Here is a 14,773-nt window from a genome sequence, read left to right as displayed (position 1 = left end):
ATTTCATCCAAAATGTTCCGTTATGAAAAAGAAAAAAGTAAATCTGCCCAAGCTCTCCCTGAACAAAGAAGTGATCAGCGATTTATCCCAGGACAAAATAGTAGGAGGGATAGTCACTGTTCGCGAGCAAACCTGCCTGAGGACCTGTGGTGGAAGCTGCCTGTGTTCTGTGTTGATTGAATGTATTACCCAAGCCGTTTCCTGCCCGGTTACAGCATGTTGATGACATTCGGTTGTGTTAACCGATGCGTCGGGCAATCTGAACAGTAGCCTGCATGTAGACGGCCTGAGTAAGGTGGATGCCATACTCAGGCCGTTGTTTTTCTAATTACAGCACTTATTCCGGTTATTGAAGGCGTTTATTTATGCTGAAGGCAAAACGCCCATGTAATCCAGGTATACAGTCAGCAGTTCTTTTGTGATAGCTGTGGGTCTGATGCCGCTTCCGGCAAGGAATGTATCTGTATTTGATTTGTCCAGATAGTAAGTGTTTTCATATACTTCCATCAACGATTTTCCCCGGTCCACGTCTTCTGTGAATAGGCTCAGCAGGCTGTACAACGCGTTGTTTTGATTGTTTTTCCATTGCAGGAGCCATTCGGGAAACGGCTGAGCGGTAAGTCCGGTGTTAAAGTGTTCATTGATCTTTACAAAAAAATCGGTTACAGACAAGTCGTTGTAAGGTTCGGGCACAAGGTGGAAGTTTTTACCTACTGCATCCTTGTTTTTCGCAATGTGGACAATTGCCTGCGCCACAAAATCAACCGTCACCAACTCATCTTTCAGTCCCATGATCAGCGGGAACGTGCCGGTTGACAGGCAGCTTCTGACAAGGCTTCCCCACCATTGGTTCATTTCCGTGGCGCCTGTCTGGCTGTTGCACATAACAAATCCCAGTCGGAAATTGATTACCGGCAGCCCTTTCTTCTGAGCCAGGTCCAGTATTTTCTCAGCCACCCATTTGCTTCTGACATAGTTCATATCCCGGCAGATAGCGGGGAGGTTCTGGTCAATAGGATCGTCTTCGCGCATCCAGGTTTTGCCGGTGACAGGCCTGCCCCAGCTGAAAACGCCAATGGTGGAGCATTCTATCAGGTATTTAAGTTTGCCGGTGGTGGCAAACAGGATCACCTGCTGGGCACCGTCCACATTCACGGATTTAAGGATAGAGTAAGGCTGTATATAATTCACAGAGCCACCGGAGTGGTACACTATTTCAATTTCCTCTGCCAGTTGATAAAAATCGCGGGCAGGCATACCCAGATAAGGAAAACAAAAGTCGCCTGTAACGGGAATAATGCGGTGGGCTTTTGTTGCCGGCCATTTTAACCGGTATCTGTCAAATACTGACTTTATCCGCTCCATCGCATGGGCTTTATTTTGTGCGCGTACCAGGCAGTATATATCGGCATTGGTTTTTTCTATCAGTTCCAGCAGCAGGTGAGAGCCTACGAATCCGGTTGCCCCCGTCAGCAATATCCTTTGAGGGTTGGCCAGCACAGACGGGTCAATGGCGGTAGGATAATCATGGCCGGCATCGAGCTTAATATCGTTGAGGAGTATATCTGTATTGACTTTCATGCGTTCTTCCTGTGAGAGCGGTATCAGGCTTTGGCGGCGCCTTATTTCTGCTGCCAGTTTTTCAATGGTTGGAAACTGGTAGATGTCTGCCAGTTGCAAATTCTTCCGCAACAGTTCCGGCAACGCTGTAAATATCCGCACAGCACTAAGCGAATGGCCGCCAAGCGCCGTGAAATTGTCTGTTGCCGCTACTTCCGGCAGCTGGAGCACATGTTTCCAGACGGCGGCAAGAATGTCTTCAATGTTATCTTCGGATATACCTTCCAGTGAGAGCTGTTCGCTATGGACCAGGCCGGACAAGGCTTCTTTACTGATTTTACCGTTCGGTGTAATTGGCATTTTTTCGAGAATAACGAGCCTGTCAGGGACCATATGGGCAGGCAGTTGTTGCTGTAAACGGCTGCGTATATCAGTTTTCAGGCGGACTTCATCGGGTGTGGTAAACTGCCGTGGGGTGATGAAGGCTGCAAGTATTGTTTGTTCATGGGGCATTTTTACGGCAGTCACCACTGCTTCTTTAACATCCGGAATGCCGGTGATGGCGCGCTCTATTTCCCCCGGCTCTATGCGGAAACCACGGACTTTTATCTGTTGGTCATTTCGGCCGATGAATTCCCAATTGCCGTCGGGTAACATCCGTACCAGATCGCCTGTTTTATAAAGTCGTCTGTTTTCGAGGTTGCCGGTTGTTACCTGAAGGAACCTTTCAGCGGTGATATCAGGGCGGTGCAGGTACTCCCTGGCGAGCTGGGCCCCGCCGATAAACAGTTCGCCCTCGCTGCCCACCGGTACTGGTTGCAGGTGTGTGTCCAACGCGTGAAAGGTCACGTTGCCCAGTGGTTTCCCGATAGTACGGGCACTTTGCCCTGGCTGGTATGGGTGACAGGTAACTGCGATGGTGGTCTCCGTAGGTCCGTAAGCGTTATATAGTTTTACTTTGTTCATCCAGTGAAGGACCAGGTTTTCCGGGCACACATCTCCACCCACACCGATAATTTTCAGATGGCCAATGTCTCCGTTTGTTGGCAGGGAAGCCAGGATGGTCGGCGTAATCATTGCCAGGATGTTAATGTGGTGTTGCCGGATGTAGTCCATCAGAGCTTCGCCCAGCAGTTTATTGTCCGGATAAAGATGCAGCGTGGCTCCCACGAGCAGTGGTATCCACAGGTCCATAAAAGCGGCGTCAAAGCTGAAAGACAGTAGCTGTACAGCAATGCTTTCGGATGTAATGCCTATGGCTTCAGGGTAGTCCTGTATAAAGCTGAGTACGGCGCCTTGCTCTACCACTACGCCTTTGGGAACACCTGTACTACCGGAGGTATAGATGACATACAATATGTCATCGGGCTGTATGTTCACCTGCAAGTCTTCTGCGGGCAATGCGGCGGTTTGCTCTTCTTCCGGTAAGATAATACGGCCGGGATATTCCGGGAATTTAGACCGCAACAAGGAACTGGTAAGAACGAAGGCCGCGCCGGTATCGCTGAGAATGAAGTGTAGCCTGGCTTCCGGATACTCCGGGTCGAGCGGTACGTAGGCTGCGCCGGTTTTCATTACCGCCAGCGTATAGATAACACGTTCTATACCTTGCGGCATACAAACAGCGATCATGACGCCGGGACCGGCACCGGCCCTGGTTAAAAGCCCGGCCAGTTGGTTGGCTTTTGTGTTCAGCCCGTGGTAGGTAATGCTTTCCGACTTGAAAATGATGGCTGTCTTCTGTGGCATCAACGTTACCGTGTTTTGGAAGATCCCGGGAATTGTTTGCGTGAGATGCCCACAGTGAGGGAACCGCGGTGTTTCGCGTTCTGAGGGTTTCATAAGTTATGCTTTATGCTTATTGAATAGACGTGGAATTGCTACCAGGTTTTTCATTGATCAAATTATAAAAAGAGCATGGTAAAGTGATTGCGGTGAAACATGATTGCAGTAAAAAGATAAACTCCTTTTAAAGGTAAAAAACGCTGCTACTGCATAATTTATGCAGGCGCAAACGCGAATTTTATATTTCATCTAAAATATTCCGTTATGAAAAAAAGAAAGGTAAATCTCACCAAACTGTCGCTCAACAAAGAAGTGATTAGTAATTTATCCCAGGAAAAAATAACAGGGGGCGCCACTGCGAACACCTGTTTTAAATCATGTCTTGAAAGCTGTCTTTGCAGTGTATTCGACTGTCAACCTCAAACTCAGCCTAAGCTTTCCTGCCTTATAGTATGCGGTGTAACCCAATTATGCCCGGTTGAATAAGCGAGCTCCTGTATTCTTACCTGCCTGCCAACAAGTCCGTTGCGGTGCCCATGATGTTACCTGATAATTCAGTTATTATTTAACCCGGAAAAAATCCGTTATGAAAAAGAAAAAAGTGAATCTTTCCAAACTCTCCCTCAACAAAGAAGTGATCAGTGATTTGTCCCAGGACAAAATAGTAGGCGGAGCCATCACTGTACGCGAACAAACCTGTCTTAAAACCTGTTTCGCAAGCTGTTTCTGTTCCATACTGGATGTGTGCCAGACACAGGATGTTTCCTGCCCGGTTACAGCATGCTGATGACATAACGGGTAATCTGAACAGTAGCATGAATTTAAAAGGGTTGCACCTGTTGCAACCCTTTGTTGTGTCGATATCGTCTGGTCAGCACGAAATAACTGTAAGGTCAAACTGCTGCACGTTTTATGCAGACAGAGGCCCGAAATTTATGATGTACTAAAAATAGTTTCGTTATGAAAAAGAGAAAACTACATCTCGCTAAAATATCACTTCACAAGGAAGTGATCAGCAGTTTATCACAGGGAACAATAACAGGCGGGGCAACCACGCCCGATACTACCTGTCAGGGAAGTTGCTTCTGTACCCGGTTCGAATGCCCTTCCCGGGACCCTGGTGCTATAACCTGTGTTCGTACCTGCATTTCAAAGATATGCTGATCGCATCTGCCCCAATGCTTCCTCTGTGACCGTATCCGGTTACCGGAAACTTCATTTCTGTAACGCCGTGCATTTATTTCCTTGAGATAGCTGCTCCGGAAAAGGTCATGAAAAAATAGTGGATGTACAAGAGGGTGTCTCAAAAGGCACCCTCTTTTTTATGTGATGTCACCCCGGCATTTACCAGGCCAGAATGCAAACAGCTGCTTTTAGCTGACGGTGTCCGTGCTAGACACCAGCTTGTCTACTTTCGCATCCAGTTTCCCCAATGCCTGTAAAATAGCGTCCATATCAGACTGTGGCGACAAGTCCGTGTTTGTCCAGTAGCTGTGGTATTTCCACATTTCCAGTACTTCACTTACCGGAAGATCATAAGGTTTGAACAACGGATTCAGTGACACCAGGTGTAACAGGCCGTTTTGTTGAATACGGTTATAAACGACTTTAAAAACGATGCCTTCGTTTTTGGTGATCACCACGCAGGGAGTGCCGTCTTTCAGGGCAGACCAGTCCTGTATATATTCTACGATCACATAAGCGCCTTCCGGAACGGGCAGCATGGATTCTCCTTTAACAGGGAACATCCGGAACTTCCGGTCAGCCGGGAGCTGCGGCATATGAAACACGGGGAGGCTGGAGATATAATCCGGATCGGCATAGCCAGCGGTGTATCCGGCCTGTACGCTATGAGATACCATTTCCACCTGTTCCTTGTTGTCTGGTGTGATGGTGGTGGCCAGCACCCGCATCTTTTTTCCAGTCACATAACTCATGTCCCCGGCTTCCAGTTCCCGCAGATGCAGTTCTCCCAGTTGGGACAGGTCGAGGCGTACAAAAGTGTCGATGTCAACCTTAAAAAAATCTGATATCAGCACCTGGTCCTCCAGTGGAGGATTACGGGTGGCGCCGGTTTCCAATGCCTTTAATTTGGTACGGGTAAATTGTAGGGCGGTGGCCAGGTCATCCTGTGTCATCTTTTTCCGGTTACGGAGAAATTTCAGGTTAGCGGCCCAAAAATTATTTTGTTCTTTCATATTTTTTTGGCATTATTACTGCCGGTGTATTGGCATTATTAGTGCCAAATATAAGTCAACTTTTTGAAATATGAAACAGTCAGCTGAAAGAAATGAGGTGATAGCCAGGCTGAGAGGGGAAATTCTTTCTTCAGGGGGGACTGTATTTTCATCCCATTCCAATGATCATCCCGACCTGGGCCCTTTGAATGCGGCATTTCCGGGGCATTGTTTCCCTTTCCGTGGCACCCATGAATTCATTAGTCATAATAGTGAAACGGCAGCGGCCACGCTGGGGTTCATGGCTGGGCTGCTGAGCCGTATCATGAAAGGCCAGGAAATGGCGGTATGGGTAGGGGCCCACCGGACGCTGTTTCCGCCGGGATTAAAAACATTTTGCCTGGTACCGGACAGGATCATTTTTATAGACCTGGTATCAGAGAAAGAGATGTTATGGGTAGTGGAAGAATGTCTGAAATGTAATGCACTGGCGGCTGTGGTGGGAGAGGCGCCGGACATTCATCCTGTTGCATTGCGACGTCTTCAGCTGGCCATAGAGAAAAGCGGGGTGCCCTGCCTGTTGCACCGGCACCGTCCGCGCAGCGTGGAGAACACTGTTTGCACCACCCGGTGGATGATCACGCCGGTGGCCAGTCTCATGGAGGAAGGGCTGCCGGGCGTAGGATATCCGCAATGGCAGGTGGCGCTGTTAAAAGTCCGCAACGGGAAGCCGGGCAGCTGGCAGATAATGTGGGACGGGCAACAGTTTCAGCCGGGAGGTACAGAAAGCATGGAAGAACAAAATATTTATATCAAAGCTGGTTAATCGTATGAAGCGTTACATGGCAGTCTGGTTTCGTCATCTGGCGGCCGACCGGCTGGCGCTGCGTTATCCGGGGCTCCGGCAGCAGCCTTTTGTATTGGTGGCGCCGGAGCGGGGCAGGACCGTTATCCGGTCTGTCAGCCGGGAGGCCGGCCAGCTGGGCATTCTGCCGGGAACAGTGCTGGCAGATGCCAGGGCCGTATATCCGGACCTGTTATATTATGATGAAGATCCTTCCCAGGATAAACTGCTCGTATCCCTGGCCATCTGGTGTTACCGTTTTACGCCCGTCACGGGGATAGACGGGCCTGACGGCCTTGTACTGGACATCAGTGGCTGTACGCATTTGTGGGGAGGAGAGGATGCCTACTTTGAAAATATCGTCACCAGGCTGCAGGCCGGCGGCTATCATGTGCGTGCGGCCATTGCAGACACCATGGCGGCGGCCTGGGCGGTGGCCCGCTATGGCACTACACATCCGGTGATTGCGCCGGGTGGCCAGGCCGCTGTAATGCGGGACCTGCCGCCGGAAGCGCTGCGGCTGGAACAGGCTATAACAGACCGCCTGCGGAAATTAGGACTTACACAGATCGGGCTGTTTATGGACATGCCCCCGGCCGTATTGCGGCGGCGCTTCGGTGTACCGGTACTGGAACGCCTCGGCAAAGTACTGGGCACCATACCGGAACCACTGGTGCCGGTACAGCCTCCCGATCCTTATGTGGAGCGGCTTCCCTGCTTCGACCCGATACGTACCGCCCCGGGAATTGAAGTCGCCATCCGGAAACTGCTGGAAGCAATTTGTCAACGGTTGCAGCAGGAAGAAAAAGGGCTGCGTAAGGCAAGGCTTCTGTGTTACCGCACAGATGGCGGGCTGCAACAGGTGGAGATCGGCACCAACAGCCCCGTGCGCAACCTGGAACACCTGTTCCGGTTGTTTGAATTAAAAATAGATACGATCGAGCCGAACCTGGGCATTGAGCTGTTTGTCATGGAAGCGCCGGTGGTGGAGGGTTTGACAACGCAACAGGAACGGCTGTGGGACCTGGACACCTGCGGCAAAAAAGATGCGGTGACCAAACTGCTGGACCGGCTGGAGAGCCGTATCGGCACTGCTGCCATTCACCGTTACCTGCCGGAAGAACACCACTGGCCGGAACGTTCCATCAGGCAAACAAACGATGTGCAGGAGGCGGCAACAGTGGCATGGCCGGAACATCTGGTACGGCCGGTAAGCCTGCTGGGCGCACCAGTGCGCATCGAAGTGTCTGCACCAATCCCGGACTATCCGCCGATGCTTTTTATCCATAAAGGTAAAATCCATAAAGTGGTAAAGGCCGACGGGCCGGAAAGGATAGAACGCGAATGGTGGATTGAAAAAGGATTACAAAGGGATTATTACCAGGTGGAAGATGAAGAAGGAGGCAGGTATTGGTTGTTTCGCTCCGGGCATTATGGGGAACATAAGCCGGAATGGTTTATACACGGATACTTTGCGTGAACAGTAACGGTATGGGATATACGGAATTACAAATCACAACGAACTTTAGTTTTTTGCGGGGGGCCTCTCATCCGGAAGAGCTGGTGGAACAGGCCGCCAGCCTGGGTTATACGGCCATCGCTATTACCGATCATAATACGCTGGCTGGTATTGTGCGGGCACATGCAGCGGCAAGAGGAAAAAATATACGGATCATTCCTGCCTGCCGGCTGGACTTGCAGGACGGTCCGCCCTTATTGGCTTATCCGACTGACAGGGCCGCCTATGGCCGTTTGTCAGCCCTGTTATCTACCGGTAACCTTCGTACGGAGAAAGGCAAATGTGAGCTTTATAAAAAAGATGTCTACCAATATGCGGAAGGTATCAAATTCGTGATGATACCGCCCCCTGTATTAAATGGCGAATTTGATTTTGATGTTGATTTTAAAAGGGCCGCCAGGGAATACCGGCAGCATTTCAAATCGGAATTGTACATGGCGGCATGCTGGTCTTATCGGGGAGATGATGGTAAGAAACTGTACCGTATCGCACAGTACTGTGAAGAGCTGCATATCTCGATGGTGGCCACAAACGACGTGTACTACCACGCGCCGGAACGACGGGAGTTGCAGGACGTTGTGACCTGCGTCCGGGAAAAATGCACCATTCATAATGCAGGGTTTCGGCTGTACCAGAATGCGGAGCGTTACCTGAAACCGATCGCGGAGATGCGGCGTTTGTTCCGCCGTTATCCGCAGGCATTGGCCTGTGCGCAGGAAATAGCGACTGCCTGCCGGTTTTCGCTGGACAGCCTTGAATATGTTTACCCGGAAGAAATAACCACAGAAGGCCGGACGCCACAGGAAGAGCTGGAGATGCTGACCTGGCAGGGCGCAACAGAACGGTTCCCGGATGGTGTTCCGCAGAAGGTGGAGCACACGATCCGGGAAGAGCTTTCTTTTATGGCCCGGAAAAACTATGCGGCGTATTTTCTGACAGTATATGACCTGGTGCGCTTCGCGAGAAGTCAGGATATTTTATGCCAGGGGCGCGGATCTGCGGCCAACTCAGTGGTGTGTTACTGCCTCGGTATTACTTCTATTAACCCTCAGACGGTCAACCTGTTGTTTGCCCGCTTTATGTCAGATGCCAGAGATGAAGCACCGGACATAGATGTGGACTTTGAGCATGAGCGTCGCGAAGAAGTGATTCAATATGTCTACGCCAAATACGGGCGCGACAGGGCAGGCATTGTGGCCACCGTTACACAGGTACACTGGAAAGGCGCCGTGCGTGACGTGGGAAAGGCCATGGGCTTGTCTATGGACGCGGTGGACCATCTGGCCAAATCGGGCTATGAATTCACGGAGGAATGGATGGAAGGCAATACGGCCACCAGCGAAGGGTTTAAAGCGAAAGACCCGGTGCTGATGAAAGTGCTGGAACTGACAGAGCAGTATATTGGTTTCCCGCGGCAGCTGGGGCAACATACAGGCGGATTTGTGATCACGCAGCATCAGCTGTCTGATCTTTGCCCTATCCTCAACGCCAGGATGGAAGGCCGCACCAATATTGAATGGAACAAGGATGATATTGAAGCGCTGGGCTTCCTGAAAGTGGATGTGCTGGCACTGGGCATGCTGACCTGTATCCGCAAAGCGTTTGACTTAATCAAACAGCATTATGGGTATCATTGTACTTTGGCCAATATTCCACAGAAAAAAAAGGTGTACGACATGATTTGTCGCGCTGATACCATTGGCGTTTTTCAGATTGAGAGCCGTGCGCAGATGTCGATGTTACCGAGATTGAAGCCCCGTAAATTTTATGACCTGGTAATTGAAGTAGCTATTGTAAGGCCCGGGCCTATTCAGGGCGACATGGTACATCCTTATCTGCGCAGGCGAAACGGTGAAGAACCGGAAGACTATCCTTCTGAAGAATTGAAGGCAATTCTCAGCCGGACCAAAGGTGTGCCTCTGTTTCAGGAGCAAGCTATGGAAATAGCCATGGTGGCCGCAAATTTCACGGCTGCGGAAGCAGACGGCCTTCGCCGCAGCATGGCCACTTTCAAGGCACACGGACAAATTGCAAAATGGCGGGAGAAGCTGGTCAGCGGCATGGTGAAAAAAGGCTACCAGCAGGAATTCGCCGAACGTATATTCAAACAACTGGAAGGCTTCGGTTCTTATGGTTTCCCTGAAAGTCATGCTGCCAGTTTTGCTTTGCTGGTATATGTTTCCTGCTGGATCAAATGTTATTTCCCGGATGTATTCGCCTGTGCCCTGTTGAACAGCCAGCCGATGGGCTTCTATGCACCGGCACAAATAGTGACGGATGCCCGTAACCATAAGGTTGTCGTGCGTCCGGTAGATGTGAACCATTCATATTGGGATAATACACTGGAAGAAAAGGCAGGGGAGTATCATGCGCTGAGACTGGGATTCCGGCAGGTAAAGGGACTCGGCCAGGGAGAGATGGAACGGTTGATAGCAGCGCGGACAGCGCCTTATGTAAATATACATTCCATCATGGATGCCGGCGTGACTTTAAGCACGCTGGAGCGGCTCGCAGACGCTGATGCTTTCCGTTCCATGAAAATGGACCGTCGCAGGGCCTTATGGGAGGTGTCTGCTTTGGCAGACCGTCCGCATGCGCTCTTTGAAGGCCAGCCTTCGGAAAGCGCCAGTGAAGCGCCGGTGCGGTTGCCATTGATGACTCCTTCCGAACATGTGGTACAGGATTACGCGGCCATGGCTTTATCCCTCAAAGCCCACCCGGTAAGTTTTGTACGCCGGCAGTTGTTCAAACAAAATGTACTGTCCATCAGGGAGCTGGACCAGTGGCCGGACGGAACGCCTTTGCGTGTGGCCGGACTGGTATTGGTACGCCAACGGCCGGGAACGGCCAGCGGCATCTGTTTTATTACCATCGAAGATGAAACCGGCAGCGCCAACCTGGTGGCTTTTGCCAAAATTTTTGAACGCTTCAGAAAAGAAATTGTAACGTCCCGGCTGCTGATGGTGGAAGGAAAATTGCAGCGGGAAGGGAGTGTGACACATGTCGTCATTAAAAAGTGCTATAACTGCAATGCGCTGCTGAACCAGCTGTCATTGCCTACGGACGAAGAGCACCTGATGAATGCGCCTTATAGTGATAATGTGCCTGCCGCCGCTAAAAAGCCTGCGCCTAAAATGATACAGGCAGAGCTTTTCCCGAAAGGCAGGAATTTTAAATAGAGAATCATGCAACTGAAATTATTTGATGATGGCAGCCAGCTGATGCTGCCGGAGGATTTGATAACATACCATCCCGCCTTTCTGAGCAGGGAAGAAAGTGATCAGTTGCTGGAACAATTGCTCAGCACCGTTCCCTGGCAACAAAGCAAAGTGATGATGTATGAAAAGGAAGTGCTCACGCCGCGGCTGTCTGCCTGGTTTGGCAGTGAACCTATACGAAGCGGCGACCAGCGTCCGGTGCTGCCCTGGCCTCCCGCGCTGCTGGCGCTGAAGGCGAAAGTGGAAGCGCACACCGGCATCGTGTTCGATGGCGTTTTGCTGAATTATTACCGGGATAACAATGACTCGGTGGCCTGGCACTCGGACAAGGACACGGTACCGGGATTAAAAACAGAAATCGCTTCCATCAGCCTGGGAGAGGAACGTAACTTTGATTTCCGCAGTAAAGACGATCACCGCCGGCGTTATTCGATCAAGCTACAACATGGCTCCCTGTTACTGATGAAAGGCGACCTGCAAAGGTATTGGGAGCACCGCATCGCGAAGTCCGCCAAACCCATGAAAGCCAGGATCAACCTTACTTTCCGGAAAGTAGGCAATACTACGGCGCCCCCGTATATTCCTTAACAGTCGTCCGTGTTGTAGAAGGTTTTGTCCATGTAGTCCTCGTACTTTTTGATGTCTGTTTTCGGAAGATGTGTTTTCCTGAGTATTACCTTTTTCTGCGTTGTGCCGTTAGGGTGAATCCAGATGCCGGAAAAACCGTCGATATTTTTTTGCAGTATCATTACGCCGGAAAACCGGTGCTCCACCATGATGAACTGATTTTGCTGGTTGTACTCCACATTCAATGACAGCCATTCATTGTCTTTGTTTTTATTGTAACGGTAAATGCACTGGTAATAAGGATCTCCTCCACACTCGCGCGGTACAGAGACCAGATACAGGGTAATGGCCAACTTGCCATCGATGGTGCCTTCATAGAGCAGCGGGGTGCGGGCTTCCTGCGCAGTGGCTTTCCAGGCGCAAAACAGCATCACAAAGGCCATCAGGATAAATATTTTCTTCATCAGCAGAAGGGTGGTTTTAATGGGCACAAAAGTCGGTCATCGACATAAACAAACAACAGTTGTTTATTATTCGCTTACTGTGGGTCAACATTCGCAGGCAATTTTTAAAAATCCACCTGGTCATCTCCGCTAATCAAAGCGTCAGTTATAATCAAAGCTGTTTGAGGTTCCGGGGAGTAGTGCCAAACCTCCTTTTAAACGCCTGGATGAAATTACTGGCGTTGCTATAACCCATCTGCCAGGCTATTTCATTGACATGCATATCGGTTTGCTGCAGCAGTTGCAGCGCATGCGCCATTTTACGTTCCTGTACCAGCTCATAAAAGGTGGTGCCATATTGCAGCCGTAACTGTTGTTTGATCTGGTATTCCGTTAAGGAAAAATGCCGGGCCACGTCCGCGAGGGACTGAATATCGGCAAAGTGAGCAAGGATATAATGATAAATGTCTTTCATCTCCTGCTGAAAAGCCGGACGAGGTTCCGGATAAAGATCGGAAAACAGCAATGTGATGATTTCTGTTACCTTGTTGTGGCGATATAGCGGCAACAGGTTGTCGGACACCGGAGGGTTTACCAATGACCGCAATGCAAGCTGTATCTCCGGTGTAACGCGCATGGCCGTGGGAGACAGTGCGAAAGTAGCGCCGGATGCCAGTTGCCGGACAATATCCCCCGGAGGAACAGTAAACTGTGACAACACGGTCTGCAGAAAAGACTGCCGGAAGGTAATAGCAAGGTATTCAAAGCCTTGCTGGGCGTTGAAGTGAAGGTCTGACAGAAAATTATCGGAGGCATATACGTTAAATTCCCCTGCCTGCAGCGGTTGTGGGGCAAGCCCTTTGAAGTCGGCGCGGGAACAGCCTTTGAGCTGAAAATGAAGGCTTACGTGAGGAATATCTCCTTTTACTTGTTGTACTGTAATGTCCCGTTCAAAGTCGGCCCTGAACTGTATAATGCCAAAGTCCTGGTTAAAGGAATGCTGTACCTGGTGCCGTACATACGGTAAGGCAAAGGTGCTGTGCTCGAAATGATCGAAGCGGCGGCCGTCGGAAAACCTTCTGGCTGCAATCTCTTTATAGGCGTTTCCGCCGATCGTGTATGGCATACTGCAAAGATCAGTATTTTTACTTCGTAAATCAATATCCGTCACCGGCTGTTCCTGCTATCTTTGATGACCAAATTTTAGAATGATAAAATCTTTAAATGATATGCGTGTTTTAGTTACTGGCAGTTCCGGCCATCTGGGGGAAGCACTGGTGCGCAGCCTGCAGGGCCTGCGGTATGAGGTGATTGGCATCGATCAGATCGCCGGCGTTTTTACGACACATGTGGGTTCCATCACTGATACTGATTTTGTGCGGGCATGTATGAAGGACGTGGCAGTGGTGTTTCATGCGGCCACATTGCATAAGCCACATGTGGTCACTCATTCCGTGCAACAGTTCATTGATACCAATATCACCGGCACATTGCGCCTGCTGGAAGCGGCGGTGGCGGCGGGAGTGGGGCGTTTCGTTTTTACCAGCACCACCAGTGTGTTTGGCGAGGCGATGGCGCCGGTGCCGGGTGGACCAGCGGTATGGGTTACGCCGGCGTTGGCGCCTATGCCGAAAAATATTTATGGCATCACCAAGGTGGCCGCGGAAGACCTCTGCCGGTTGTTTTACCGCAAGCAGGGGTTGCCCTGTATCGTGTTGCGGACGTCGCGGTTTTTCCCGGAGATCGATGATGACCGCAGTAAACGAGAGGCTTATGATGATACGAACCTGAAAGTAAATGAACTGTTGTTTGGCAGGGTAGACCTGGCCGATGTAGTGACGGCACATTTGCTGGCCGCGGAAAATGCAACGGCTATTGGCTTTGATCGTTATGTGATCAGCGCAACCACGCCGTTTACTGTAGAAGATATGCCGGCGTTGCAGCAGGACGCGCCCGCGGTGGTAAGCCGTTATTTCCCGGCGTTTGAAGGCCTGTATGCTCGCCTGCAATGGAAGATGCAGCCGGTGATAGACCGGGTGTATGACAACGCAAAGGCCAGGAAGGACCTGGGGTGGAAGCCGGAGTATGACTTCGGCAGGGTATTGGAAGCGCTGGAAAATGGGCAGGACGTATTCAGTCCGCTGGCACGATTGGTCGGTTCAAAAGGCTATCACAACACTGTTTTTACGGAAGGTCCTTATCCGGTATGAAAAAATAAAACAGCTGATATCTTTTCTGATGGCTGTTTTAACGGGTATGATAACGAAAACGTATAGTGGTTGACGGTAGTGTCTTGAAAAAATTTTTCAAAAAAATTTGTTTAAATAAAAACTAATCCTACATTTGCAATCCCAAACGGGGAAATGGCCTTGTAGCTCAACTGAATAGAGCATCTGACTACGGATCAGAAGGTTTCAGGTTTGAATCCTGACAGGGTCACAACAAAAAAATGCTGCAATACGTTTTGCAGTTTTTTTTAGCTCAAAAAAATATACTGTTAAAAAGTGACAGATGTAAAGAGTTGAAAAATAATTTGTTAAGATAAAATAAATGTTTTATCTTTGCAATACCGAAAGGGAAACGGCTGCGTAGCTCAACTGAATAGAGCATTTGACTACGAATCAAAAGGTTTCTGGTTTGAATCCAGACGCGGTCACAAA

12 protein-coding genes and 2 tRNA genes are annotated in these 14,773 nt (G+C 50.1%); 10 read left to right on the top strand and 4 right to left on the bottom strand.

Features of this window, described 5'->3' with window-relative positions:
- The first annotated feature begins 22 nt into the window (after positions 1-22).
- Positions 23-223 carry a class I lanthipeptide gene (locus HGH92_RS29420; protein ID WP_168874376.1) on the top strand — a complete coding sequence of 67 codons (201 nt, stop codon included), beginning with the start codon at positions 23-25 and terminating at the stop codon, positions 221-223.
- 140 nt (positions 224-363) lie between these two features.
- On the opposite strand, the gene HGH92_RS29415 is transcribed toward HGH92_RS29420, so the two are convergent.
- Positions 364-3,402 carry a non-ribosomal peptide synthetase gene (locus HGH92_RS29415; RefSeq protein ID WP_168874375.1) on the bottom strand — a complete coding sequence of 1,013 codons (3,039 nt, stop codon included), beginning with the start codon at positions 3,400-3,402 and terminating at the stop codon, positions 364-366.
- A gap of 207 nt (positions 3,403-3,609) precedes the next feature.
- On the opposite strand from HGH92_RS29415, the gene HGH92_RS34395 reads away from it, so the two are divergent.
- Positions 3,610-3,831, top strand: coding sequence for a class I lanthipeptide (locus HGH92_RS34395; protein ID WP_211092782.1), 222 nt, complete (start codon positions 3,610-3,612; stop codon positions 3,829-3,831).
- 100 nt (positions 3,832-3,931) lie between these two features.
- Positions 3,932-4,132, top strand: a complete 201-nt coding sequence (locus tag HGH92_RS29410) for a class I lanthipeptide (RefSeq protein ID WP_168874374.1) — start codon at positions 3,932-3,934, stop codon at positions 4,130-4,132.
- Positions 4,133-4,718: 586 nt separating this feature from the next.
- Here the strand turns inward: HGH92_RS29410 and HGH92_RS29405 are convergent.
- A complete protein-coding gene (locus HGH92_RS29405) occupies positions 4,719-5,543 on the bottom strand; it encodes an XRE family transcriptional regulator (protein WP_168874373.1) in 825 nt (274 codons plus the stop codon).
- Between the two features lie 70 nt (positions 5,544-5,613).
- Here HGH92_RS29405 and HGH92_RS29400 point away from each other — a divergent pair, with 70 nt between their 5' ends.
- Genes HGH92_RS29400 through HGH92_RS29385 form a run of 4 tightly spaced genes read left to right on the top strand, consistent with a single transcriptional unit; the run spans position 5,614 to position 11,691 of the window.
- Positions 5,614-6,348 (top strand): ImuA family protein, encoded by a 735-nt coding sequence (locus tag HGH92_RS29400; RefSeq protein ID WP_168874372.1) that lies wholly within the window; start codon positions 5,614-5,616, stop codon positions 6,346-6,348.
- A 16-nt stretch (positions 6,349-6,364) separates the two neighbouring features.
- Positions 6,365-7,846: a Y-family DNA polymerase gene (locus tag HGH92_RS29395; protein WP_247655073.1), complete on the top strand. Its 1,482-nt coding sequence runs from the start codon at positions 6,365-6,367 to the stop codon at positions 7,844-7,846.
- An 11-nt stretch (positions 7,847-7,857) separates the two neighbouring features.
- Positions 7,858-11,064 carry an error-prone DNA polymerase gene (locus HGH92_RS29390; protein ID WP_168874370.1) on the top strand — a complete coding sequence of 1,069 codons (3,207 nt, stop codon included), beginning with the start codon at positions 7,858-7,860 and terminating at the stop codon, positions 11,062-11,064.
- 6 nt (positions 11,065-11,070) lie between these two features.
- Complete coding sequence (locus HGH92_RS29385; RefSeq protein WP_168874369.1) at positions 11,071-11,691, top strand: alpha-ketoglutarate-dependent dioxygenase AlkB family protein; 621 nt, start codon at positions 11,071-11,073, stop codon at positions 11,689-11,691.
- On the opposite strand, the gene HGH92_RS29380 is transcribed toward HGH92_RS29385, so the two are convergent.
- Together HGH92_RS29380 and HGH92_RS29375 are read right to left on the bottom strand one after the other, a co-directional pair.
- Entirely contained in the window at positions 11,688-12,134 is a 447-nt protein-coding gene (locus HGH92_RS29380) for a hypothetical protein (protein WP_168874368.1), read from the bottom strand. The genes HGH92_RS29385 and HGH92_RS29380 overlap by 4 nt on opposite strands.
- Positions 12,135-12,285: 151 nt before the next feature.
- Complete coding sequence (locus tag HGH92_RS29375) at positions 12,286-13,239, bottom strand: helix-turn-helix transcriptional regulator (RefSeq protein ID WP_168874367.1); 954 nt, start codon at positions 13,237-13,239, stop codon at positions 12,286-12,288.
- 103 nt (positions 13,240-13,342) lie between these two features.
- Here HGH92_RS29375 and HGH92_RS29370 point away from each other — a divergent pair, with 103 nt between their 5' ends.
- From HGH92_RS29370 to HGH92_RS29360, 3 genes are all read left to right on the top strand, one after another.
- The gene (locus HGH92_RS29370; protein WP_168874366.1) at positions 13,343-14,323 is read left to right on the top strand and encodes an NAD-dependent epimerase/dehydratase family protein; all 981 of its coding nucleotides are present in this window, start codon (positions 13,343-13,345) and stop codon (positions 14,321-14,323) included.
- 155 nt (positions 14,324-14,478) lie between these two features.
- Positions 14,479-14,552: transfer RNA gene (locus HGH92_RS29365), tRNA-Arg, on the top strand.
- A 143-nt stretch (positions 14,553-14,695) separates the two neighbouring features.
- Positions 14,696-14,769 (top strand) — tRNA-Arg (locus HGH92_RS29360).
- The last annotated feature ends 4 nt before the right edge of the window (positions 14,770-14,773 follow it).

It is taken from the genome of Chitinophaga varians (assembly GCF_012641275.1).
Classification (GTDB): Bacteria; Bacteroidota; Bacteroidia; order Chitinophagales; family Chitinophagaceae; genus Chitinophaga; species Chitinophaga varians_A.
This window is presented reverse-complemented; position numbering and strand designations above follow the sequence as displayed.